Consider the following 24,324-nt stretch of genomic DNA (forward strand, 5'->3'; position numbering starts at 1 on the left):
AGGGTCGCTCCTAGAGCGCGCAGCTGTCGCTGTCCACCTGCTGGTTGGCGGTGCGCCCCTTGGTGATGTCCTCCTGGATCTCGTCCACGGTCAGGGCGTACCCCGTCTCGGCGTCGTCGAGGGACTTGGCGAAGACCACGCCGTAGACCCTGCCTTCGGGGGTGAGCAGCGGGCCGCCGGAGTTGCCCTGGCGGACGGTCGCGTAGAGGGAGTAGACGTCACGGCGGACCGTGTCCCGGTGGTAGATGTCTGGGCCGTTGGCCGTGATGCGGCCGCGCACGCGCGCGGCCCGCACGTCGTACGCCCCGTTCTCCGGGAAGCCCGCGACGATCGCGCCGTCCCCGCTGCCGGCGTCCTCGGTGGTGAACCGCAGAGCGGGCGCCTTGAGGTCCGGCACGTCGAGTACGGCGATGTCGCGCCGCCAGTCGTAGAGGACGACCGTGGCGTCGTACTTCCTGCCCTCGCCGCCTATCTGCACGGTCGGCTCGTCGACGCCGCCCACCACGTGCGCGTTGGTCATCACACGGCGGCCGGCGAAGACGAAGCCGGTGCCCTCCAGGACCTTGCCGCAGCTCGGGGCCGTGCCCATGACCTTGACGATGGAGCGCTGGGCGCGGTTCGCCACGGGGCTGCCGGCCAGGGCGGGGTCCGGCGGCTGGACGTCGGTGATCGGCTCGTTCGAGAACGGGCTGAAGACCTGCGGGAAGCCGTTCTGCGCGAGGACCGAGGAGAAGTCGGCGAACCAGGTGGCGGCCTGTTCCGGCAGCGCCTGCGAGACGCCCAGCAGCACCTTGGAGTTGCGGACCTCCTTGCCGAGCGTCGGCAGGGTGGTGCCCGCGAGGGCCGAACCGATCAGCCAGGCGACCAGGAGCATCGCCACGACGTTGACCAGGGCACCGCCGGTGGCGTCGAGGGCCCGGGCCGGGGACCATGTGATGTGCCGGCGCAGCTTGTTGCCGAGGTGGGTGGTGAGGGCCTGGCCCACGGAGGCGCAGACGATGACGACGACGACCGCGACGACGGCGGCGGTCGTGTTCACCTCCGCGTTGTCCGTGAGCGCGTCCCAGATGACGGGCAGTACGTAGACCGCGACGAGACCGCCGCCGAGGAAGCCGATCACCGACAGGATGCCGACGACGAATCCCTGGCGGTACCCGACGACCGCGAACCACACGGCGGCGACCAGCAACAAGATGTCCAGCACGTTCACGGAGGCCACCCTGTCATGCGCGCCAGTCGAGCGGGACCTGCTTCTCGCGGTCCCAGGGCCGCTCCCAGCCCGCGAAATGCAGCAGCCGGTCGATGATTCCGGCCGTGAAACCCCATACAAGGGCTGATTCGACCAGAAATGCCGGACCTCGGTGGCCGCTGGGGTGGACGGCGGTGGCGCGGTTGGCGGGATCCGTGAGATCCACCACGGGGACGGTGAAGACCCTGGCGGTCTCGTTCGGATCGACGACCCCGACCGGGCTCGGTTCACGCCACCAGCCCAGCACCGGGGTGACGACGAAGCCGCTGACCGGGATGTACAGCCTGGGCAGGACGCCGAAGAGCTGGACGCCTGAGGGGTCGAGGCCGGTCTCCTCCTCCGCCTCGCGCAGGGCGGCCCGCAGCGGGCCGTCGCCCCGCGGATCGCCGTCCTCCGGGTCGAGGGCGCCGCCGGGGAACGAGGGCTGGCCGGCATGCGAGCGCAGGGAGCTCGCGCGCTCCATGAGCAGCAGCTCGGGGCCGCGCTCGCCCTCCCCGAACAGGATCAGCACGGCGGACTGGCGCCCGGCGCCGTCCTCCGGCGGCAGGAAGCGGCTGAGCTGCCGCGGACTGACCGTCCGCACGGCGTGCACCACCGGGTCCAGCCAGGCGGGCAGACCCTCCTTGCTCGGCGTCAAAGGCCCGCCCTGTGTGTCGCTCGCACGCGTCATCGCCACCCCCGTCGTCCTGCCGCTTCCAACGCACGGCGGGGCCGAGATCGTTCCGCGAACGACCGCGATCCCCCGTTCGGGCAGCTCATCCGGCCCCCAGCGGCGGCGCCGGCCTGCCGCCCGCTTCCAGATACGCCTGCGGGGGCCGCAGGCGCTGGCCGGGGAAGCCGCCCTTCTCGTACTTGAGCAGCTTCTTCGCCTTCTCCGGGTCGGTCTCGCCCTCGCCGAACGCCGGGCAGAGCGGGGCGATCGGGCAGGCGCCGCAGGCGGGCTTGCGAGCGTGGCAGATACGGCGGCCGTGCCAGATGACGTGGTGCGAGAGGTCCGTCCAGTCGCTCTTCGGGAAGAGCGCGCCGATGGCGGCCTCGATCTTGTCCGGGTCGGTCTCGCCGGTCCACTGCCAGCGGCGCACCAGGCGCTGGAAGTGCGTGTCCACGGTGATGCCGGGCCGCCCGAAGGCGTTGCCGAGCACGACGAACGCGGTCTTGCGGCCGACGCCGGGCAGCTTGACCAGGTCCTCCAGCCGGCCCGGGACCTCACCGCCGAAGTCTTCCACCAGGGCCTTGGACAGCCCTATGACCGACTTCGTCTTGGCCCGGAAGAAGCCGCACGGGCGGAGGATCTCCTCCACCTCCTCCGGGTTGGCGGCGGCCAGGTCCTCGGGGGTGGGGTACTTGGCGAAGAGGGCGGGTGTCGTCTGGTTGACGCGCAGGTCGGTGGTCTGGGCGGACAGGACCGTGGCGACGACCAGTTGGAAGGAATTGTCGAAGTCCAGCTCGGGGTGGGCGTACGGGTAGACCTCGGCGAGTTCGCGGTTGATACGGCGGGCCCGGCGGACCAGGGCCGTACGCGACTCGTCACCCGGCGGGTGGACGACGGCCTTTGCGGGGGCGGTGCCCTTGACGCGGGCCGTGGCCTTCTTGGGCGCGACGGTGACCTTCTTGGCGGCAGGCGCCTTCTTCACAGCTGCCGCCTTCTTCGCAGACGCCTTCTTGCTCGCGGCCCCGGCCTTCTTGGCGGCAGCCTTCTTGGCCGGCGTCGACTTGCCTGAAGGCACCGCCCTCTCTGTCGCTTTCGCCGTTTTCCTACCGCCATCGGGGCTCTGTTCGCCCACAGCGGAATCGCGACGTACAACCACCCGCGCAGCCCCCTCGGCCTGTGCTCTCACCGGCGATTTGGACACCCGGCCAGCCTAAGGCGTGGCACCGACATCCGCCCCGGGCCCTGAAGATCGGCGTCCAATTGGACCCCTGCCGCGTACCCCGGGACACCTGTGCTGCATCCTTGTGACAGATCACACTGTTTGGACCGTCCGGCAAAATGGGCACCACGGTGCCTTGATACAAGGGGGATCCAGGTCCCCTGAGCAGGTCGACAAGGAGAGAACTCGTGGACGACGTTCTGCGGCGCAACCCGCTCTTCGCGGCGCTCGATGACGAGCAGGCCACGGAGCTCCGCGCCTCCATGAGTGAGGTGACCCTCGCGCGCGGCGACTCACTGTTCCACGAGGGGGACCCCGGCGACCGCCTGTACGTGGTCACGGAAGGCAAGGTCAAGCTCCACCGCACGTCCCCGGACGGCCGCGAGAACATGCTGGCCGTGGTCGGCCCCGGCGAGCTCATCGGCGAGCTGTCGCTCTTCGACCCGGGCCCGCGTACCGCGACGGCCTCCGCACTGACCGAGGTCAAGCTGCTCGGTCTCGGCCACGGCGATCTCCAGCCCTGGCTGAACGCCCGCCCCGAGGTGGCCACGGCGCTTCTGCGCGCTGTCGCCCGCCGGCTGCGCAAGACCAACGACGCGATGTCCGACCTCGTCTTCTCGGACGTCCCGGGCCGGGTCGCCCGCGCCCTGCTGGACCTGTCCCGCCGGTTCGGCGTGCAGTCCGAGGAGGGCATCCACGTCGTCCACGACCTCACGCAGGAGGAGCTGGCCCAGCTGGTCGGCGCGTCCCGCGAGACGGTCAACAAGGCGCTGGCGGACTTCGCCCAGCGCGGCTGGCTCCGCCTGGAGGCCCGCGCGGTGATCCTGCTGGACGTGGAACGCCTCGCCAAGCGCTCGCGCTGACGCGCACACGCGCGTGCCGTACGTCATCGGGCCCTGTCTCCTGCGAGACGGGGCCCGACGTCGTACACGGCCACGTCGGTCCTCCACGGGCACGGTCAGATGAGCCCGTGCTCCTCCAGGTAGTCCAACTGCGCCCGCACCGACAGTTCCGCCGCCGGCCACAGGGTGCGGTCCACGTCCGCGTAGACGTGGGCGACGACCTCGGCCGGGGTGCGGTAGCCGTCCTCGACGGCCGTTTCCACCTGCGCGAGGCGGGTGGCCCGGTGGGCGAGGTAGTACTCGACGACGCCCTGGGCGTCCTCCAGGACCGGTCCGTGGCCCGGCAGCACCGTGTGGACGCCGTCGTCGACCGCGAGGGACCTGAGGCGCCGCAGGGAGTCCAGGTAGTCGCCGAGGCGGCCGTCGGGGTGGGCCACGACCGTCGTACCGCGGCCGAGGACCGTGTCGCCGGTCAGGACGGCCCGATCCGCCGGGAGGTGGAAGGAGAGGGAGTCGGCGGTGTGGCCGGGGGTCGGTACGACCTTCAGTTCGAGGCCGCCGACGGTGATCACGTCTCCGGCGGCCAGCCCCTCGTCACCCAGCCGGAGGGCCGCGTCGAGCGCACGCACGCGCGTGCCGGTCAGTTCGGCGAACCGCCCGGCGCCCTCGGCGTGGTCGGGGTGGCCGTGGGTCAGCAGCGTCAGGGCGACGCGCTTGCCGGCCTGCTCGGCCGTGGCGACGACATGACGCAGGTGTCCGTCGTCGAGCGGGCCCGGGTCGACCACCACGGCCAGGTCCGAGCCGGGCTCGGAGAGGATCCAGGTGTTCGTGCCGTCCAGGGTCATCGCCGACGGGTTGGGGGCCAGGACGTTGACGGCCCGCGCGGTGGCGGGGCCCGTGAGGACACCGCCCCGAGGCTGGCCGGGAAGGGCTGCTGCGTCCGTCATGCGGTGGCTCCACCGGTGGTCGGGATGTGCTTGGTGAACTCGTCGTGGCCCGGCCAGGACAGCACGATCTCGCCGTCCACGAGGCGGGCGGTGGCCAGCACGGGCGTGAGGTCACGCCCCGGGGCGTCCGCGAGCGCCCGGGCGGCCGTGTCGTACGGCGTCAGCTGGCGCAGGGTCGCGATGGTCGGCGGCATCATCAGCAGCTCGCCCTTGTCGTAGCCGGCCGCCGCCTCGCCCGGGGCGATCCACACCGTGCGGTCCGCCTCGGTGGAGACGTCGCGGGTGCGCTGCCCCTCGGGAAGGGCGGCCACGAAGAACCAGGTGTCGTAGCGGCGGGCCTCGAACTCCGGGGTGATCCAGCGGGTCCAGGCGCCGAGCAGATCGGAGCGCAGGACCAGGCCGCGGCGGTCCAGGAACTCCGCGAAGGAGAGGTCCCGGGCCACCAGGGCGGCACGGTCCGCCTCCCAGTCGGCCCCGGTGGTGTCGCCGACGACCGAGTCGGGCGCCGGTCCGGCGAGCAGGACGCCCGCCTCCTCGTACGTCTCCCGCACGGCCGCGCAGACGATCGCCTGGGCCGCCGTCTCGTCGACGCCGAGCCGGTCCGCCCACCACGCGCGCGTGGGGCCCGCCCAGCGGACCTGGTGGTCGTCGTCCCGGGGGTCGACGCCGCCGCCCGGATACGCGTACGCGCCCCCGGCGAAGGCCATGGAGGCGCGTCTGCGCAGCATGTGGACAGCGGGACCGGTGCCGGTGCCGGTGTCCTTCAGGAGCATGACGGTGGCCGCGCGCTTCGGGGTGACCGGCGTGAGCGTCCCGTCCGCGAGTGCGCGGATACGGTCAGGCCATTCCGGTGGGTACCACTGACCGTTCGCCATGGTCGCGAGGCTATCCCGTGACGGGCTGATGTTCGAGTGGCCCTCGGGGCCCGTGCCGCGGCCGGGCCCGCGGAAGAGGCACTACATGGACTCCACCTGGATTACGCGAGCTCCACCTGGATCTCGACCTCCACCGGGGCGTCCAGCGGCAGCACCGCCACGCCCACCGCGCTGCGCGCGTGCACGCCCTTGTCGCCGAGGACCGCGCCGAGCAGCTCGCTCGCGCCGTTCAGCACGGCGGGCTGGCCCGTGAAGTCCGAGGCCGAGGCCACGAAACCGACGACCTTCACCACGCGCGCGATGCGGTCCAGGTCACCGGCGACGGACTTGACGGCGGCCAGGGCGTTCAGCGCACACGTACGCGCCAGCTCCTTGGCCTCCTCCGGGGTGACCTCCGCGCCGACCTTGCCGGTGACCGGAAGCTTGCCGTCCACCATCGGGAGCTGCCCGGCGGTGTAGACGTACGGGCCGCTCTGCACGGCCGGCTGGTACGCGGCCAGCGGCGGGACGACGTCGGGCAGGGTCAGACCGAGCTCGGCCAGCTTCGCCTCGACGGCACCCATTACTGCTTCTCCCGCTTCAGGTAGGCCACGAGCTGCTCGGGGTTGTTCGGCCCGGGCACGACCTGGACGAGCTCCCAGCCGTCCTCGCCCCAGGTGTCCAGAATCTGCTTCGTGGCGTGGACGAGCAGCGGCACGGTTGAGTATTCCCACTTGGTCATGCGGCCGACTCTAGTCCCTGTCGGACAGGGGTCACGCGGCCGACCACGGCGCCGGTTGTCCACAGCCTCCGGAGTAGCCCGGGCGCGGACTGGTTAGGCTCGAATACGTGAGCAGGCTCCAGGTCGTCAGCGGCAAGGGCGGTACCGGCAAGACCACGGTGGCCGCGGCCCTAGCGCTGGCCTTGGCCACGGAGGGGAAGCGGACGCTTCTCGTCGAGGTCGAAGGCCGCCAGGGAATCGCGCAGCTCTTCGAAACGGAAGCGCTGCCTTATGAGGAGCGGAAGATCGCCGTCGCTCCCGGGGGCGGGGAGGTGTACGCGCTGGCCATCGACCCCGAACTGGCCCTTCTGGACTACCTCCAGATGTTCTACAAGCTGGGCAGCGCAGGACGGGCCCTGAAGAAGCTCGGCGCGATCGACTTCGCCACCACCATCGCGCCGGGACTGAGGGACGTCCTCCTCACCGGCAAGGCGTGCGAGGCGGTGCGGCGCAAGGAGCGCAGCGGGCGGTTCACCTACGACTACGTCGTCATGGACGCGCCTCCCACCGGGCGCATCACGCGCTTCCTCAACGTCAACGACGAGGTGGCCGGCCTCGCCAAGATCGGCCCGATACACAATCAGGCACAGGCCGTGATGCGGGTGCTGAAGTCGCCGGAGACGGCCGTGCACCTGGTGACGCTGCTGGAGGAGATGCCCGTCCAGGAGACCGTGGACGGCATCGCCGAGCTGCGGTCGGCGCGGCTGCCGATCGGGCGGATCATCGTGAACATGGTGCGGCCGGAGGTGTTGGACGAGACCGATCTGGAACTCGTCCGGACGGCCACGCGTTCCACGGTTGCGCGGTCACTGTCGTCCGCCGGGCTCGGCGGGGCACGGCGCGGCGGGCGCGCCGAGCGGCTGGTGGACCCGCTGCTCACGCAGGCCGATGAGTACGCCGAGCGGTACGCGCTGGAGCACGAGCAGCGTGCGGTGCTCGCCGAGCTGGGCCTGCCGCTGCACGAACTGCCGCTGTTCGCCGAGGGCATGGACCTGGCCGGGCTGTACGCGCTGGCCCGCGAGCTGCGCGAGCAGGGCGTGTCATGAGCGGTGCCGCCACGGACGGGGCACGTTCATGAAGGCCGTCGTGGAGCAAGGCGTCATGAAACTGGTCATGAGTCGGAAGCAGGGGATGTCATGAGTCGTCCGGACCCGGCCCACACACACGACCCGGCCCGCCCCCGCATGTCCCCCGCTCGCCTGCTCGACGTCGATCCGCTGCTGGCGGATCCGAAGACCCGGATCGTGGTGTGCTGCGGCTCGGGCGGGGTCGGCAAGACCACGACCGCGGCGGCCCTGGGCCTGCGCGCGGCCGAGCGGGGCCGCAAGGTGGTCGTCCTCACCATCGACCCGGCCCGCCGGCTCGCCCAGTCCATGGGCATCGACTCCCTCGACAACACCCCGCGCCGGGTCAAGGGCATCGACGACACGGCGGGCGGCGAGCTGCACGCGATGATGCTCGACATGAAGCGCACCTTCGACGAGATCGTCGAGGTGCACGCGGACGCCGAGCGGGCGGCCGCGATCCTGGGCAACCCCTTCTACCAGTCGCTTTCTGCGGGCTTCGCGGGCACGCAGGAGTACATGGCGATGGAGAAGCTCGGGCAGCTGCGGGCCAGGGACGAGTGGGACCTGATCATCGTCGACACTCCGCCGTCGCGCTCGGCGCTGGACTTCCTGGACGCGCCCAAGCGGCTCGGATCGTTCCTGGACGGGCGGCTGATCCGGCTGCTGACGGCGCCGGCGAAACTGGGCGGGCGCGCCGGGATGAAGTTCCTGAACGTCGGGATGTCGATGATGACCGGCACCCTCGGCAAGCTGCTCGGCGGACAGCTCCTCAAGGACGTCCAGACGTTCGTGTCCGCGATGGACACGACGTTCGGAGGCTTCCGCACGCGAGCGGACGCGACGTACAAGCTGCTCCAGGCGCCAGGGACGGCGTTCCTCGTGGTCGCGGCCCCGGAGCGGGACGCGCTGCGCGAGGCCGCGTACTTCGTGGAGCGCCTGGCCGCGGAGGACATGCCGCTCGCCGGGCTGGTGCTCAACCGGGTCCACGGCAGCGGGGCCGACCGGCTGTCGGCCGAGCGGGCACTCGCCGCCGCGGAAAATCTTGAAGAGCCCCGCATTGTGGATCAGGAGGGCGGGAAAGCTGGACTTCGTAACTCCCCCGACGCATACGACAGTTCAGCCTCGCCCACGTCCGAAACCCCAGCTCAGACCTCAGATCAGACCTCAGATCAGACCCAAGCTCAGACCTCAGCCACGGCATCGACATCGGCTCCCGAGGGTGGCTCCCCCACCGAGGACGCAGCAGACGCCGAGAACGCCGAAGACACCGAGAACGCCGAAGACACCGAGCGGTCCGTCGACCAGCTCACGGCAGGCCTGCTGAGGCTGCACGCCGAGCGCATGCAGCTGCTCTCTCGTGAGCAGCGCACGCGTGACCGCTTCACCGCGCTCCACCCCGAGGTGGCCGTGACGGAAGTGGCCGCGCTGCCCGGCGATGTGCACGACCTCGCGGGACTGCGCGACATCGGCGACCGGCTCGCGGCGAACGAGCGCGAGCTTCCCGACGCGGCGGAGCCGGAGTCGCCCGGCCGTGATGCCTGAGGGCCCGTACGGGCCCCCGACCGGGACATCAGTGCCGAGGAGCCCCCGTAGAGTCCCCGGTGGGAACTCCTCAGCTCACCGCGGCGTAGTTCTCGTAGATCTCGTCGTCGTCGAGGGACACGACACCCGTGCCGCGCTCGTACTCGCTGCGCGCCGTCTCCAGCAGCCGGCGCCAGGACGTCACCGTGGGCCGCCTGCGCAGCAGTGCGCGGCGCTCCCGCTCCGTCATGCCTCCCCACACGCCGAACTCGACGCGATTGTCGAGCGCGTCGGCCAGGCACTCCGTACGCACCGGACATCCGGTGCACACCGCCTTGGCCCTGTTCTGCGCTGCTCCTTGAACGAACAGTTCATCCGGATCGGTAGTGCGGCAGGCCGCCTGCGCACTCCAGTCGACTACCCAGCCCATACCGGCGCCGTCCTCTCCCGAATCGAGGCTCCCCCACGGCGGCAGCGGCATATTCACCGCCGCCAGTTGAGGACGTTACGGAAGGTGGGCACAGCGCAACACCCCCGTCGGGCCCAATCTTGAATGGCCCGAACGGACTATGGGTAAGCGGCAGATCACCCGGGGGAGTGAGCTGGCGACATACATAACTTTCCCGGCAAACCAGGACAGTTCAGCTGCGTCACAACGGACGCCCTATGACACACAAGGCGGATTCGGACACGACCCCACCAAAAAAGTTGGGGAACACCCGGAACGATTCGGGGTCGCCGGACGTATTGATACGTGACCTCACTGCTGTGACAGTTGAGAGCAGCTTAGGCCAAGGCCTATACGCCTGTCCGGCGAATGAGAACGTAGGCTGCCCTCATGCCAAAGAAGAGCTCGGGCGGTGGTCTGTCTCCTGCGCAGCAGGCCGCCAAGTTCCTCGGTGTCAGTGTCCTTGCGGGAGCCGTGCTGGCCGGTATCGCGCTGCCCGCGGTGGGTGCGCTGGGGCTCGCGGCGAAGGGCTCGGTCGAGAGCTTCGACGAGCTCCCCGCCAACATGAAGACGCCGCCGCTGAGTCAGCGCACCACGATCCTCGACGCCGACGGCGGCCAGATCGCCACGGTCTACTCGCGCGACCGCACGGTGGTCGGGCTCAGGGACGTCTCGCCGTACATGCAGAAGGCGATCGTCGCGATCGAGGACTCGCGCTTCTACCAGCACGGCGCGGTCGACCTGAAGGGCGTCCTGCGCGCTCTCAACAAGAACGCGCGCAGCGGTGAGGTCTCCCAGGGCGCCTCGACCCTGACGCAGCAGTACGTGAAGAACGTCTTCGTCGAGGAGGCGGGCGACGACCCGACGAAGGTCGCGCAGGCCACCCAGCAGACCATCGGCCGCAAGATCCGCGAGCTCAAGTACGCGATCCAGGTCGAGGAGGAGCTGGGGAAGAAGAAGATCCTCGAGAACTACCTGAACATCACCTTCTTCGGCCAGCAGGCCTACGGCGTCGAGGCCGCGGCCCAGCGCTACTTCTCCAAGTCCGCCAAGGACCTCAACATCCAGGAGTCGGCCCTCCTCGCCGGCATCGTCCAGTCGCCCAGCCGGTACGACCCGGTCAACGACGAGGCGGAGGCCACCAAGCGCCGCAACATCGTGCTCCAGCGCATGGCCACCGTCGGCGACATCTCCCGGGCGCAGGCCGCCGACGCGATGAAGGCACCGCTCGGCCTCAAGGTCAGCAAGCCCAGGAACGGCTGCATCACGGCGGTCAAGGGCGCGGGCTTCTTCTGTGACTACGTGCGCGAGGTCTTCCTGAACGACAAGGTCTTCGGCAAGACCAAGGAGGCCAGGGCGAAGGTCTGGAACCAGGGCGGCCTCACCATCCGCACCACCATGGACGCGGCGGCCCAGGACTCGGCACAGCGGTCCATCAAGGACCACGTCTACAAGAGCGACGAGGTGGCCACCGCCGCCAGCATCGTCCAGCCCGGCACCGGCAAGATCCTCGCCATGGGCCAGTCGCGTCCGTACGGCTTCGGCAAGAACGAGACGCAGATCAACCTCTCCGTCGACGGGTCGATGGGCGGCGGCATGGGCTACCAGCCCGGTTCGACGTTCAAGCCGATCGTGGCGGCGGCGGCCCTCGAGGACGGCATGCCGGCGAACAAGGTGTACTCCTCGCCGTACCAGATGGCGTACCCGAGTCCTGTCTCGGCCTGCGGCGACAAGAGGTGGATGAACGACCGGGGCAACCCCGCCAAGCTCGAGAACGAGAACAGCTCCGAGGTCGGCCCGTACGACATGAAGGAAGCGACCGCCAAGTCGGTCAACACCTACTACGTCCAGATGATCAGCGACATCGGCATCTGCCCGGTGACGACGATGGCGAAGAAGATGGGCGTCGAGCGGGCCGACGGCGACAAGATGCCGCAGGTGCCGTCCATCGCCCTGGGCACCCAGGAGGTGTCCCCGCTGACCATGGCGAACGGGTACGCGACCTTCGCGTCGCGCGGCATGTACTGCACGCCGATCGCCATCGAGTCGGTCGGCCAGCGGGTCGGTGACAAGACCAAGTCGCTTCAGGTCCCGAAGTCGACCTGCTCGCGTGCGATGTCGGAGAAGACCGCCGACACGATCAACGCGCTGCTGAAGGGCGTCGTCGAGGACGGTACGGGTTCGAAGGCCGGCCTCGGCAGCCGTCCCAGCGCGGGCAAGACCGGTACGACGGACGAGCGCTACGCGGCCTGGTTCGTGGGCTACACGCCGAACATGGCCGGCGCGGTGTGGGTCGGCGACCCCGCGCACAAGCGGAAGATGTCCGGCATCACCATCGGTGGCCGGTCGTACGGCAAGGTCTTCGGCGGTGAGGTGCCCGGTCCGATCTGGCGGGACATGATGTCCGGCGCGCTGGAGGGCAAGCCCGTCGAGCAGTTCAACGACATCCACATCCCCGACGGCCGCGACAAGGGCCGCGGCGACGGGAACCGCGACGACGACGACCGCGACGAGGACAACGGCGGCTTCATCGGCGGTCTGGTCGGCGGCAACAACAACGGCGGCGGGGGCGGCGAGCCCTTCCCGACACCTTCGTTCTCCCTCCCCGAGGGCTTCTTCCGGGGCCAGGACAACGGGGGCGGCAACGGCAACGGCGGGCGGTTCGGCTGAGCCGACGGTATGAGCGAACAGGGGTGGCCCCCTACGTCCTGGACGGGACGTGGGGGGCCACCCCTGTGAGGTGAGCCGGTCAGCCGGCCAGCAGCTTCTTCACCGCGGCGGCGACGCGGCCGCCCTCGGCCTGCCCGGCCACCTTCGGGTTCACGATCTTCATGACGGCACCCATGGCCCGGGGCCCCTCGGCACCGGCGGCCTTGGCCTCCTCGACGGCCTGCGTGACGATCGTGTTCAGCTCGTCGTCGGACAGCTGCTTGGGCAGGTAGGCGGCGAGCACCTCACCCTCCGCCTTCTCCCGCTCGGCGCTCTCGGCACGACCGCCCTGGGCGAAGGCCTCGGCCGCCTCGCGACGCTTCTTCGCCTCGCGGGTGATCACCTTCTGCACCTCGTCGTCGGAGAGCTCGCGCTTCGTCTTGCCCGCGACCTCCTCCTTGGTGATCGCGGCGAGCGTCAGCCGGAGCGTCGAGGAGCGGAGCTCGTCGCGCTCCTTGATCGCAATGTTGAGGTCATCCTGCAGCTTCGACTTGAGCGTGGTCATGGGGCTGATTGTCGCAGGTGCGGGAGGAAAGACGCCCCCTGTTTTGCGGGGCGGTGGCAGGGCGAAGGCGGGGCGGCGGATTGAAGCGCCGGTGCCGCCAGGGGATTTCGGCCACCGCCCGGGCATGGTCTACGTCCGGGGTCTGAGACGATGGCCGTATGCGCGCGCGATACGGAGTCCCCCTGGGAATCGCGGCGGCTGGTGCCGCCGGTCTGTTGTACGCCGCGGGCTTCGAAGCCCGCTCCTTCCGCCTCCGCCGGGTCACCGTCCCGGTCCTGCCCCCAGGAATGCGCCCTCTGCGTGTGCTCCAGGTCTCCGACATCCACATGGTCGGCGGCCAGCACAAGAAGCAGCGCTGGCTGCGGTCCCTGGCGGGCCTGCGCCCCGACTTCGTGATCAACACGGGCGACAACCTCTCCGACCCGGAGGGCGTCCCGGAGGTCCTGGACTCGCTCGGCCCTCTGATGGAGTTCCCGGGCGCGTACGTCTTCGGCTCCAACGACTACTACGGCCCCACCCTGCGCAACCCCGCCCGCTACCTGCTGGAGAGGGCCCAGGGCCGCCACGGCCTCAACGGCAACGCCCCGGCCGTGGGTGTGGTGCACAACCCGTGGGAAAACCTGCGGGACGGTTTCGACGCGGCGGGCTGGCTCAACCTGACCAACACACGCGGCACGCTCAAGATCGAGGGCGTCTCGCTGGAGCTGACGGGCCTGGACGACCCGCACATCAAGCGGGACCGCTACGAGCAGGTGGCCGGCGGCCCGGCGGAGTCCGCCGACTTCTCGATGGGTGTCGTCCACGCTCCCTACCTGCGCACCCTGGACGCCTTCACGGCCGACGCCTACCCCCTGATCCTGGCCGGCCACACCCACGGCGGCCAGCTGTGCATCCCCTTCTACGGCGCCCTGGTCACCAACTGCGACCTGGACACGGACCGGGTGAAGGGCCTGTCGACGCACACGGTGGAGGACCGTACGTCGTATCTGCACGTGTCGGCGGGCTGCGGTACGAGCCGCTACACCCCGGTGCGGTTCGCGTGCCCGCCGGAGGCGACGCTGCTGACACTGGTGGGTCGGGAGCAGCAGCAGTAACGGGGTGGAGTAACGGGAGGGCGGCCGGGGCTCGCGGTCGGACCGGCCGGGGCTCGCGGTCGGACCGGCGGGGGCTCGCGGTCGGACCGGCGGGGGCTCGCGGTCGGACCGGCGGGGGCTCGCGGTCGGACCGGCGGGGTAACGGGCAACCAACCCTCGGCTAACCCACACAGCCCCGCCCGCATCGCCCCCTATGTCCCCTTCTGTCAGCGTGGGGGCATGACCGCCCCGATACCCAGGGACATCCCGGACCTGCCCGCGATACCGGGCAGGCCCGCGCTGAAGCCCTCCCCCGTCCCGGCCACGGCCGTAGTCACCCCGGTCCGCCGCCCCGCGGCCGCGGCCTTCCGCCTGCTGGTCGCCTTCGCCGCGGCCGTCGGCGTGACGCTCGAACTGATCCTCGGCGACCCGTCCCGGGCTCTGGGGTACTTCGCGATCCAGAGCAACATCCTGCTGGCGCTGGTCATGGCCCTCTCGGCCCGCCGCGCCTGGACGGCCGGACGCCCCCTGCCAGGAGCCGTGCTGGGCGCGACGACCCTCTACGTCGTCATCGCGGCCCTCGTGCACCACCTGCTCCTGGCGAACGAGGCCAGCCCCTTCTCCCTCACCGGCGAAGCGGCCCACCCGGCGGGCTGGCAGGCCCTCACCCACTACACCCTCCACACGGTGACCCCGATCTTGGCCGTACTGGACTGGCTCCTGCTCACGCCCCCCGGCCGCCTGCACCTGCGCCAGGCCAGCACCTGGCTGCTCTACCCCCTGGCCTACCTGGCCTTCTCCCTCCTCCGAGGCGAACTGCTCCTCCCGGGCTCGTCCGGCCGCTACCTCTACCCCTTCTTGGACGTCGACCTGGACGGTTACAAGAAGGTCCTCGGCAACGCCCTCCTCCTCGGCCTCGCCTTCTACGCCCTGGCGGTCCTCCTCGTGGCCCTCGACCACGCCCGCCCGAACCCCCTCCGGCACCCCTGGAAAACCGGATTTCGTCTCTAGCCACCGGTGGGCTAAAGTAAACGTCGTCGCCGCGACAGCAGCGACATCGGGGTGTAGCGCAGCTTGGCAGCGCGCTTCGTTCGGGACGAAGAGGCCGTGGGTTCAAATCCCGCCACCCCGACAGTGAAACACCAGGTCAGGCCCGGTGCTGAGAGATCAGCACCGGGCCTGATTTGTTTAGCAACCCAGTTTTGGCCTCGCACAGACGGTACGGACATCGTGATGCCGCCCCTGGCCTCCCTTTCAGAAGACGACACGAGAGCCTCCGAGGCCGCTTCGAGCGGTGCTCTTTACCTTCCATTGGAACGTGCCTTGCCTGCGCTAGAACCGGTCCACCTACGGTTTCGGGGTTGGCATGTGCGCAGTCTGAGGTACGGGGGCAGGACACCATGTCGGACCTGAAAAAAGAGGCCACGTCGCTGCACAAGGCGGCATCGGGGCTCCGCAAGGTGGGCAACCACACGGCGAAGCCGTTGCAGGAGTTCCAATCCGCCTCGACCGATCTGTCGGCCCTGGGGGCTCTCGGCTCACTCCTGGGCGCGAAGAGCGATATCGAGGAGGGCATGACCACACTGGCCAAGCTCACCAGGCGACTGGACGAGGAGTGGGAGGCCGAGGCGAAGCTGATCGGCGAGGTTTCCGACGCCTTCGACCTGCTCGACGTGCTGCTGGCGGCCCAGGCGCGCGCGAAGAAGGGCTGAGCGACCCGTGGTCGACCTCAACCCCCTGCACTACATCAACAAGTTCAACCACATGATGGGCGACAGCGTCGCCCAAGGTCTGGAGTTCCTCGGCATCACCGACCCTGCCGTGGACCCGGAAGGCGTACGGGAGATCGCCAAGAAGTGGCGGCACCTGGCCACCGGCCTGGACGACGCTGCGGAGGCGGCGCGGAAGGCGCTGGCGGACGTCGAGTGGGAGGGCAAGGCGGCCAAGGCTTTCCACAAGCGTTCCAAGGCCGCCCGCAAGCAGGCCACGGAGATGGCGGACTCCCTGCGCGATGGTGCCAAGGCGCTCGACGACTTCGCCGACAAGGCGCACGAGTTGCTGACCGAGATCGGCGTCATCCTGGTGGAGATCGCCGAGTTCGAGATCGCCGGCCTGGCCCTGTCCGTGCTGACCGGCGGCACTTCCGCGGTCGTCTCCTCCCTGATGGCCGGCCAGCGAGCGGCGAAAGTCGTTGCGCTGGTGGCCCGGATCGAGAAAGAAGGCACCGCGCTTGCCTCCGCTATCCGCGGCGTGATGGAGGTCATCCGCGCTGTGGAGCGGGCACTCAAGGCGCTGAGGGAGATCCGCGGTGTCGCCGCGGCGGCCAGAATGGGCAAGGAAGGCGCGAAGTTCGCCGCCTTCGACACCCTGCTGAAGGACCCGAACGCATTCTCCGACCCGGACAAGTTGGCCAAGATCCTCACCGAGGGCGCCCTGCTGGGCATCGGCTTCGGCGCCCTGGGCAAGGCCCTCGGCAAGGGACTCAAAGCCCTCAAGCCCGCCCAACTGGCGCAAATGACCAAGAGTTTGAAGCTGAACTGCGCCACCTTCGAACGGCTGAGGCTGAATCCGGGATTCGACAAGCTGCCGGCGTCGGTCCGCAACATGGTCAAGAAGTTCGTGCGGGACCCGATCGACGTGGCCACCGGCGACATGGCCCTCACCCGCACCGACGTGACCCTTCCCGGCGTCCTGCCGCTGATCCTGGAACGCACCCATATATCGTCGTACCGCTTCGGGGGCTGGTTCGGCCCCACCTGGGCCTCGACCCTCGACCAGCGCGTGCAGGCCGACGACGAGGGCCTGGTCCACGCCACAGCGGACGGTGCCCGCCTCTGCTTCCCCTTCCCGGACCCGGACACGAACGAACCGGTCCGGCCGGAGACGCCCGGCTCCCGGCTCACGCTGGCCTGGGACGACGAGGTGGACGGCGCGATCCGCATCACGGACCCCGACACCGGGCTGACCCATGTCTTCCACAGCCCCGTCCCCGCGGCCTGCGACACAGCGGTCGACCTACCGCTGCAGCAGATCCGTGACCGCAACGGCAACCGCATCACCATCGTCTATGCCGCCGGCGGCGACATCCCCACCGCGGTGGTCCACTCCGGCGGCTACCACCTCGCCCTGGACCACCACCCCTCTCTGCCCCTCATCACCGGCCTGCGCCTCCTCGATCCGGTCACACCTCAGGCGCCCGGCACCACTCTGCTCACCTTCGGCTACAACGAGAACGGCCATCTGGTGGAGGAGACCAACTCCTCCGGCCTGCCGATGCGTTACGCCTACGACGCGGAAGGCCGGATCACGTCGTGGGTCGACCGCAACGACACGACGTACTGGTACGCGTACGACGACCAGGGCCGAGTCGTGGCCACCGGCGGCACTGGCGATTGCCTCGCCTCGACCATCGAGTACGACGCCACAGCCCGTACCACTCGCGTCACCGACTCCTTGGGCCACATTCGCGTCTACGAATACAACGAAAGCCTGCGCCTGGTCCGCGAGACCGACCCGCTCGGCAACGTCACGACTCAGGAGTGGGACGATGAGCTGCAACTCATCGCGGTGACAGACCCGTTGGGCGCAGTCAGGCGATATGCCTATGACGAGCACGGCCGCGTCACGCAGGTGGTGCGGCCGGACGGCCAGGAATTGCATTCCGAGTACAACGCCCTCGGCCTGCCCACGAACATCACCGGGCCCGACGGGGCGGTCTGGCACCAGGAGTACAACGAGCATGGCGACCGGGTCGCCGTGACCGACCCAGTAGGGGCCACGACCCGTTTCACCTACGACTCCAAGGGGCGCCTGACCTCTGTCACGGATGCACTGGGGAACACCACAGGAGTCCGGTGCAACGAGGCGGGACTGCCCGTCGAGTTCACCGATCCGCTGGCAGCACTCACCCGGTACGAACGTGACGCCTTCGGCCGGCCGAGCCTGATCACCGACCCTCTCGGGAACGCGACCCGCCAGGAGTGGACAGTGGAGGGCAAGCTCATCCGGCGCACCGCGGCAGACGGAACCACTGAGAGGTGGACCTACGACGCCGAAGGCAACCGCATCACCCACGAGGACGCCAGCGGAGCGGTCACGCGGTTCGAGTACACCCACTTCGACCTGCTGGCGGCCCGCACCGGGCCCGACGGCGTGCGCCACACCTACGTCTACGACACCGAGCTCCGCCTGCGAGAGGTCATCGACCCCCTCGGCATGATCTGGAGCTACGTCTACGACGCCTCCGGACAACTGGTCTCCGAGACAGACTTCGACAACCGCACCGTCACCTACGCTCACGACGGCGCGGGCCGCCTCACCTCCTGCAGCGACACGCTGGGGCAGACCACCCGATTCGTACGGGACGCGCTGGGGCAACTCACCCGGAAGGAAGCCGCCGACCAGGTCACCGCCTACACGTACACCCCGACGGGCCGGCTTGCCACGGCCCGTACTGGAGACGTCACGCTCCGGCGGGCCTTCGACCCTGCGGGCCGGCTGCTGTCGGAAACCGTCAATGGCCGTACGACCACCTACGCATACGACCTGCTGGGTCGCCGCACGAGGCGCACGACCCCGACGGGAGCGGTGAGCTCCTGGAGCTACGACACGGCCAGTCGCCCCACCGAACTCATCACCGCCGGCCGTGCCATCAACTTCACGCACGACGCGGCGGGCCGTGAGCTGAGCCGCCGCATCGGCACGACATCCGTCCTGAGCCACTCTTTCGACCCGCTCGGCCGCCTCGCCGCTCAGTCCTTGCTGGGCCCCTCGGGCCAACCCCTCCAAACAAGGAGCTACGCCTATCGGGCGGACGGTCAGCTCATCCGCATCGAGGATCGGCTCAACGGCACCCGTCACTTCGGCCTCGACGACGCCGGCCGTGTCACGGCAGTCCACGCCGCGGACTGGACCGAGCGCTACGCCTATGACGCAGCCGGCAACCAGCTCGACGCGTCCTGGCCCGCGGTACACCCGGGCCAGGAGGCCACCGGCCCGCGCGACTACGCTGGTACACGCCTCACCCGCGCCGGGAACGTCCGGTACGAGCACGACGCGGCCGGCCGCATCACGCTACGCCAGAAGACCCGGTTGTCCCGCAAACCGGACACCTGGCGCTTCACCTGGAACTCCGAGGACCGTCTCGCGTCCGTCACCACACCGGACGGCACCCGGTGGCAGTACCTCCACGACCCGCTCGGGCGACGGATCGCCAAGATGCGCTTGTCATCCGATGAGGGCACGGTCGTCGAGAGAACCGACTTCACCTGGGACGACACCACCCTCTGCGAGCGGACCACCTCTTCTGCCGAGTTGCACCATCCGGTCACCCTCACGTGGGACCACCAGGACCTGCACCCCATCGCTCAGACCGAACGCATCAACGTCGCGGACGCGACTCAGGACGAGATCGACTCCCGCTTCTTCGCGATCGTCACCGACCTCGTCGGTACCCCCACCGAACTGGTCGACGAAGCCGGCAGCATCGCTTGGCGCACTCGCACCACGCTGTGGGGCACCACGTCCTGGGCATCCGACAGCACGACCTACACCCCGCTACGGTTCCCGGGGCAGTACTTCGACCCCGAGACGGAAGTCCACTACAACTACCACCGGCACTACGATCCGCAGACCGCTCGCTACCTCACTCCCGACCCGCTCGGGCTCGCACCCGCGCCCAATCCGTCCACCTACGTACACAACCCGCACGCGTGGACCGACCCCCTGGGACTCGCACCACGATGCGAGGAGACCATTCCCGGCTACCGCAAGCAGACCGATCACCCCCTGAGCCGGCGGATCCACATCGGTGAGGATGGCAAGGTGACCATCACCGGTAAGGGAGCCCTGTACGTGAACCTGAGTGGTGATGTAGGACACACAGTGCGGTTCCGCGGCGAGAGTGGTCAGATCGTGGAGTTCCAGATCTCGGCAGAATTTCGGGAGAAGATCAGAAGGACAGCGATTCCACAGAAGCAGCCGGACGGGCTGGGGTTCACTAGGGAAGAGTGGAAGCAACTCAAAAAGGTCTGCCCTGAGATATCCGACCCGACCATGGGAGACGATCTCTACGGGATTCCCAGCGGCATGCTCGATGAGTTCAGGAGAGAAGTGGCGAAGTATCCGGGCAGGGTAGTCCAGGAAGGTTGACGGGGAACTCAGGGAATGATTCACGAAATTGAGGACATCGAGCAGGAGCGCGTCAGGCTGTCACGCAGACCGGCACGGGATGACGCGCCCCCCGTCCTCTGCGCCTTTGATGTGCGGACGAGCGGCTCGGTAACAGAGTTCGCCACCCGAGTGCGCTCCGTGCTGACCCCTGCCCTCCAGCTTGCGGTGTCACAGCCGTTCACGGGAGAGGACCTCCCTATCGACGCGATTCCTGACTGGTTCGTTGCCGCCGGCCGGCCAGGCGCGGTTTCCGTCCCCGACTTCGCCCTGCGAGGCGTGGAGTTGTACGAAGCCGCGATCGGTGGCGGACCGTGGGATCTGCAGGAGTGGCTTTACCAGTTCGATCCGGACTCCGAATTTCGCGGTTGGGCGTGGTGGGACCTGACACACTCAAGTGATCGTGAAACGCGTATCTGGGTGGACACGTGGGGTGAGTCGTTCTTCGCCTGCGATGAGCTGCGCTGGCTCGCCTACGTTTCCGGCGGCAAGGAAGTCGGCGGACCAACCCTTGTAAGGGCTCCCGACTGGATCGCCGCAACGAGGGTGTGAGCGGGCGGGTGACCGCAGCGATACAGAAGAGACTGCCCGGGTCAGCTCCGCGCGGTGCTCAGCGAAGGGGGCGAGCAGCTAGTGCACTTCATGCCTACTCCGTCGTACCTGTGCTCCGCCGGGGGGGGGAAGGTTCTGCGCCGCGGAATCAGCCCGGTGGATTCGGGCTGAACCGAAGGGCGTTGAGCCGTAGACTTCGGCAGCCAACGCCGACGACGTCCGGCCGCTGCGTGCGCCCGCCGGGGGGAGATCGCATGCAGGACCCTTCGGACTCGATGGAGATCGCCGAGCCTGAGGAGAGTGGCCGGAGCAATGCTGTCGGCTCACCTGTTGAGAACGACTCGGCGTCCAGCTCGGACAGCGACTCGACGACGGCGTCGACGGTCCTGGTGGAGGTGCTCCCGGGGGTGGCTCTCGTCGCCGGTGAGGGGCCGCCGGAGCTGAAGCCGATCTGATCGACTTCGGGATCGTGCCGGCTGCCGACCGCAAGCAGATCTCCGCAGTCCTCGCCTCGATCGGGAACGCGGCGACAGTGGCTGGCAACCTCGGAAACGCGTTCGCCGGCGTGCAGGGGCTCTACAGGATCGGCGACACGGCACAGGCTCTGCTGAGGAGCGGCGCGACGCTCGCCGTCAAAGACGGCGGGAACCTCGGAGCGGTGATGGTTCCTGGCCGCATCCTGCGTCAGGCCCGCTTCTACCCCGTGAATGCGGTGAGCAAGGCGCAGACCGCGGCCTCGGTCGGGCCCGCGCTGGCCATGGTCGCCCTTCAGATGATGCTGAGTGAGGTCTCGGGCCTCGTCAGGACCAACCTCGCGGTGACGAGTCAGGTCCTCACCACCATCCGCAAGGATCAGTGGGCCGAACTGACGGGGCTCGTCGCCGCCATCGATCGCGCGGTCGACCAGGCGCGAGAGATCGAATCGGTCCCGACGTCCTTGTGGGAGGACGTCGCGGGCAGTGGAGCGCTGCTGCAGAAGCAGCTTGAGCTCTACCGGGGGAATGTCGGAGACCACGTCAGGCAGATCGGTCGGGCCGACGCGCGCAGCCACCATGAGTATCTACAGACGAACGCCGAGGCGATCGCCTTCGACGCCTACGCCCTCCTGTCCTCCCTCAAGGCATGGACCGGGTATCACGCGCTCCGCGCCGCAAGGGCGAGAGCCGCTGGACGCGAAGACGCCGCCGAGGCGCAGTACGCCGAGGTCATCGCGCGCTACACCCGCGCCGAGTTCGACTCCGCTCTCGCCAAGTCGACGAGCCTCGTCGACGCGCTGACGCGGGAGCTGAGGATCACCGCCGAGCTCCCCGGACCCGACGCATGGCCGCTGCCGGGGAAGCGGAAGGACGTGAAGGCAGCCCGCGAAACCTCCGCCCGTCTTCTGAAGGCGATCGAGCCTCTTGCCGACGCTCTCCATCCGCCGGCCCCTCCGCTTGAGTCTCCGGGCGTCGTCTGCGCACCCGAATCGCTGGATCGCGAGCCGTACCTTCGCATCCTGCGTACCGCGAGGGAATGGGCCTAACGGTGGATGGCCGGACGTTCCGCAGGGCACTGCAGCTACTGGACGGCACGATGGTCTCCGTGGAACAAGGGCGAGTGGCGTTCCACAACCCCTCGATCGAGGACTACGTCCGCTTCCACCTCGATGCCGGTCGGACCCGCTTCCCGGAGTTGATCGGTGCCGTCATTCACGGGGAACAGCTGCACCGGCTCGTCGCAGCGGCCCGCCTGGTCGACGGCGCGGGGATCCTAGCCGGACTCCGGGAGAACGAGCCAGCCTTGATCGCGGCCGTCCGTGAGATGGAAGAGGATCTGGAGGCCGGGCCGGCATATGGAGACGAGAGCCTGTCGACCCATCTTGAGTGGGCCTTGGAGACGGCAGAACTACTGGGCTCCCCCGCTCTGGCCAGCTACGTGACGAGGGGAACGCGTCTCCCGTTCATCCACTTCGTCCCCCTCTCCCACCTGGTGAGCCTGGCCAACGCGCTCGACGCCAGCCCACTGGTGCCGCAGGAGCACGCGGAGCAGTTCCGGGAAGGGGTTGCCGATGTGATCCACACCGAGCTGCTGGAGAGCGCCGAAGCCGGCGACTGGTACCGGTGCATCGAGCTGAATCACCAACTGCACGCGATACCGTCCGCGGTGGTCCGTGAGCCGGCGACCCAAGTCCTTGTCCGATGTGCCCTGGACGAGCTGCGCCGGCGAGCGGCCGAGCGAGAACCGCTCGACGCGTACCCGGATTCGATGGAGGAGCTGCTGGACTTCCTCTGGGAGCAGGGTGCCGAGGACGAGCTGCCGGAGGAGTTCGCCCTCGTGCAGGAGCGGGCCGAGCGTGTGGCCGCAGCTCGGGCAGCTGAGCGAGACAAGCGGCTCCGGCAGGATCAGGAGCATTGGAACTCCGCCGGGCGTTCTGACACGGCACGTGATCGCGCGCTGGTCACCGAACTGATGCGCAGGCTCGACGACGAACGCTGACCCTTCCCCGCTGGGAGCCATCTGGGAGCCAACCCGCTCCCCGACCCCCTTCGAGACCGCCCGAGGCCACGACAACCCGATGCTCTGACCAGGGCAAACGCCATCCGCGCTGGCAAGATCAGTAACCGAACCTCATTCGGGACGAAGAGGTCGTGGGTTCAAATCCCGCCACCCCGACAGAGAAACACCAGGTCAAGGGCCTGATCCTCGCTGAGGATCAGGCCCTTCCTGCTTCTCTGGAGATCGTTTGGGCCAGGTCGCATCGCAGGTGTACGTGTGCTGTTCTGGAAGCAGCCGCAGGAGGCAACACCGATGCGTCGCAGCCGGACTTCCGCCTTCGTACCCGCCCGGTCACCCGCCCCCACCGGAGCGGGCGGGGCGTTGCTGCCCACGCGTGATCTCGCGGTCGCCTGGATCCTCGTCGTCCTGATCGCGGTGCCCGCCTGGGCGCTGACGATCGGACAGGCCCGGGACATGGGGGTCGAGCCCGGCACCATGGGGATGGCGCTACCCCTGTTCCTGCTGCTCTGGGTGACCATGATGGCGGCCATGATGCTGCCGTCCATGGCACCGGTGGCCCTCACCTGGGTGCGGGGCATCGGACGGCAGTCCTCGGGCTGGACCCGGGCCGCCCGCTCCATCGAGTTCGTGGGCGGATATCTGTTGGTGTGGACGGCCTTCGGACTGCTCGCCTACGCGGCCCTGGCCTTCACCGGCGGCTTGGTGGACGACCATCCGACCGCCGGACGCTGGATCGGCACGATCGCCTTCCTGCTGGCCGGCCTGTACCAATTCGGTCCCCTCAAGCACGTCTGCCTACGGCACTGCCGCGACCCGCTGAGCCATCTGGTGCGCTACGCCGGCTTCCGGCGACCGGCCCGCGACCTGCGGGTGGGCATCCACCACGGCGCCTACTGTGTCGGCTGCTGCGCCGGACTGATGGTCGTCCTCATTCCGCTCGGCGTGATGAACGTGGCGGCGATGGCCGCACTGGCCTTGGTGATCTTCATGGAGAAGCTGTGGTCCCGGGGCTTCCTTCTCACCAGCGTCGTGGGCGCCGCCTTCCTCGTCCTGGCCCTGCTCGCCCCGTTTCAGGACTGGCTGCTGCCGGGGCTGCAGGGCTCGATGGCGTCAATGGACGGCATGTGATCACGCCTGTACGTGCCAGGTTCGCTTCACTGGCGCTCCCGCCGACTCGTCGGATGTGGGTCCGCTCGATGAGCGGCTCGGCGCCGCTGCCCACCACAGGGGCGATTGCCGAC

Annotated in this window: 22 protein-coding genes and 1 tRNA gene; 14 read left to right on the forward strand and 9 right to left on the reverse strand. The window is 69.1% G+C overall.

Translation table 11 applies throughout. The features are described from left to right. Positions 1-10: 10 nt before the first annotated feature. The 3 genes from OG542_RS18400 to nth all read right to left on the reverse strand — a co-directional run bounded on the left by OG542_RS18400 (position 11) and on the right by nth (position 2,976). Positions 11-1,210, reverse strand: a complete 1,200-nt coding sequence (locus OG542_RS18400; RefSeq protein ID WP_328412212.1) for a MarP family serine protease — start codon at positions 1,208-1,210, stop codon at positions 11-13. Positions 1,211-1,223: 13 nt separating this feature from the next. Then, on the reverse strand, positions 1,224-1,919 hold the full coding sequence (locus OG542_RS18405; RefSeq protein WP_328412214.1) for an NUDIX hydrolase: 696 nt from the start codon (positions 1,917-1,919) through the stop codon (positions 1,224-1,226). 85 nt (positions 1,920-2,004) lie between these two features. Then, complete coding sequence (gene nth / locus OG542_RS18410) at positions 2,005-2,976, reverse strand: endonuclease III (protein WP_328412216.1); 972 nt, start codon at positions 2,974-2,976, stop codon at positions 2,005-2,007. Positions 2,977-3,308: 332 nt separating this feature from the next. Here nth and OG542_RS18415 point away from each other — a divergent pair, with 332 nt between their 5' ends. Then, entirely contained in the window at positions 3,309-3,983 is a 675-nt protein-coding gene (locus tag OG542_RS18415) for a Crp/Fnr family transcriptional regulator (protein ID WP_184594584.1), read from the forward strand. A 95-nt stretch (positions 3,984-4,078) separates the two neighbouring features. Here OG542_RS18415 and OG542_RS18420 read toward each other — a convergent pair whose 3' ends face one another. The 4 genes from OG542_RS18420 to OG542_RS18435 form a co-directional block, all read right to left on the reverse strand. Beyond that, entirely contained in the window at positions 4,079-4,909 is an 831-nt protein-coding gene (locus tag OG542_RS18420; RefSeq protein ID WP_328412220.1) for an MBL fold metallo-hydrolase, read from the reverse strand. Then, positions 4,906-5,784: an NUDIX hydrolase gene (locus OG542_RS18425; protein WP_328412222.1), complete on the reverse strand. Its 879-nt coding sequence runs from the start codon at positions 5,782-5,784 to the stop codon at positions 4,906-4,908. The genes OG542_RS18420 and OG542_RS18425 overlap by 4 nt, the downstream gene beginning before the upstream one ends. A gap of 101 nt (positions 5,785-5,885) precedes the next feature. Next, positions 5,886-6,347 carry a RidA family protein gene (locus OG542_RS18430; RefSeq protein WP_184594579.1) on the reverse strand — a complete coding sequence of 154 codons (462 nt, stop codon included), beginning with the start codon at positions 6,345-6,347 and terminating at the stop codon, positions 5,886-5,888. Continuing rightward, positions 6,347-6,505 (reverse strand): DUF4177 domain-containing protein, encoded by a 159-nt coding sequence (locus OG542_RS18435; protein WP_097218487.1) that lies wholly within the window; start codon positions 6,503-6,505, stop codon positions 6,347-6,349. Before OG542_RS18435 ends, OG542_RS18430 begins: the two co-directional genes overlap by 1 nt. A 107-nt stretch (positions 6,506-6,612) precedes the next feature. On the opposite strand from OG542_RS18435, the gene OG542_RS18440 reads away from it, so the two are divergent. Together OG542_RS18440 and OG542_RS18445 are read left to right on the forward strand one after the other, a co-directional pair. Then, positions 6,613-7,590 (forward strand): ArsA family ATPase, encoded by a 978-nt coding sequence (locus OG542_RS18440; RefSeq protein ID WP_311126958.1) that lies wholly within the window; start codon positions 6,613-6,615, stop codon positions 7,588-7,590. Positions 7,591-7,680: 90 nt separating this feature from the next. Further along, on the forward strand, positions 7,681-9,153 hold the full coding sequence (locus tag OG542_RS18445; RefSeq protein ID WP_328412226.1) for an ArsA family ATPase: 1,473 nt from the start codon (positions 7,681-7,683) through the stop codon (positions 9,151-9,153). A 70-nt stretch (positions 9,154-9,223) separates the two neighbouring features. Here the strand turns inward: OG542_RS18445 and wblA are convergent, their stop codons facing one another. Further along, entirely contained in the window at positions 9,224-9,562 is a 339-nt protein-coding gene (gene wblA, locus OG542_RS18450; protein WP_184594573.1) for a transcriptional regulator WblA, read from the reverse strand. A gap of 408 nt (positions 9,563-9,970) precedes the next feature. On the opposite strand from wblA, the gene OG542_RS18455 reads away from it, so the two are divergent. Further along, positions 9,971-12,250 carry a transglycosylase domain-containing protein gene (locus OG542_RS18455; protein ID WP_328412229.1) on the forward strand — a complete coding sequence of 760 codons (2,280 nt, stop codon included), beginning with the start codon at positions 9,971-9,973 and terminating at the stop codon, positions 12,248-12,250. Positions 12,251-12,329: 79 nt separating this feature from the next. Here OG542_RS18455 and OG542_RS18460 read toward each other — a convergent pair whose 3' ends face one another. Next, positions 12,330-12,794 carry a GatB/YqeY domain-containing protein gene (locus OG542_RS18460; protein ID WP_328412231.1) on the reverse strand — a complete coding sequence of 155 codons (465 nt, stop codon included), beginning with the start codon at positions 12,792-12,794 and terminating at the stop codon, positions 12,330-12,332. Positions 12,795-12,952: 158 nt separating this feature from the next. On the opposite strand from OG542_RS18460, the gene OG542_RS18465 reads away from it, so the two are divergent. The 10 genes from OG542_RS18465 to OG542_RS18510 all read left to right on the forward strand — a co-directional run bounded on the left by OG542_RS18465 (position 12,953) and on the right by OG542_RS18510 (position 24,211). Beyond that, positions 12,953-13,888 carry a metallophosphoesterase gene (locus OG542_RS18465; RefSeq protein WP_328412233.1) on the forward strand — a complete coding sequence of 312 codons (936 nt, stop codon included), beginning with the start codon at positions 12,953-12,955 and terminating at the stop codon, positions 13,886-13,888. Between the two features lie 219 nt (positions 13,889-14,107). After that, entirely contained in the window at positions 14,108-14,878 is a 771-nt protein-coding gene (locus OG542_RS18470) for a Pr6Pr family membrane protein (protein ID WP_328412235.1), read from the forward strand. A gap of 47 nt (positions 14,879-14,925) precedes the next feature. After that, positions 14,926-14,999, forward strand: a tRNA-Pro gene (locus OG542_RS18475). 268 nt (positions 15,000-15,267) lie between these two features. Then, positions 15,268-15,579 (forward strand): hypothetical protein, encoded by a 312-nt coding sequence (locus OG542_RS18480; RefSeq protein ID WP_328412237.1) that lies wholly within the window; start codon positions 15,268-15,270, stop codon positions 15,577-15,579. A gap of 7 nt (positions 15,580-15,586) precedes the next feature. After that, positions 15,587-20,017: a DUF6531 domain-containing protein gene (locus tag OG542_RS18485; protein ID WP_328412239.1), complete on the forward strand. Its 4,431-nt coding sequence runs from the start codon at positions 15,587-15,589 to the stop codon at positions 20,015-20,017. Between the two features lie 15 nt (positions 20,018-20,032). Further along, positions 20,033-20,587 (forward strand): hypothetical protein, encoded by a 555-nt coding sequence (locus OG542_RS18490; protein WP_328412241.1) that lies wholly within the window; start codon positions 20,033-20,035, stop codon positions 20,585-20,587. A gap of 254 nt (positions 20,588-20,841) precedes the next feature. After that, on the forward strand, positions 20,842-21,042 hold the full coding sequence (locus OG542_RS18495; protein ID WP_328412243.1) for a hypothetical protein: 201 nt from the start codon (positions 20,842-20,844) through the stop codon (positions 21,040-21,042). A 14-nt stretch (positions 21,043-21,056) separates the two neighbouring features. Next, complete coding sequence (locus tag OG542_RS18500) at positions 21,057-22,109, forward strand: hypothetical protein (protein WP_328412245.1); 1,053 nt, start codon at positions 21,057-21,059, stop codon at positions 22,107-22,109. A 59-nt stretch (positions 22,110-22,168) separates the two neighbouring features. Continuing rightward, positions 22,169-23,062 carry a hypothetical protein gene (locus OG542_RS18505; RefSeq protein ID WP_328412247.1) on the forward strand — a complete coding sequence of 298 codons (894 nt, stop codon included), beginning with the start codon at positions 22,169-22,171 and terminating at the stop codon, positions 23,060-23,062. Between the two features lie 312 nt (positions 23,063-23,374). Further along, positions 23,375-24,211, forward strand: a complete 837-nt coding sequence (locus tag OG542_RS18510; protein WP_328412249.1) for a DUF2182 domain-containing protein — start codon at positions 23,375-23,377, stop codon at positions 24,209-24,211. The last annotated feature ends 113 nt before the right edge of the window (positions 24,212-24,324 follow it).

The organism is Streptomyces violaceus, from assembly GCF_036014075.1.
Taxonomy (GTDB): Bacteria; Actinomycetota; Actinomycetes; order Streptomycetales; family Streptomycetaceae; genus Streptomyces; species Streptomyces violaceus.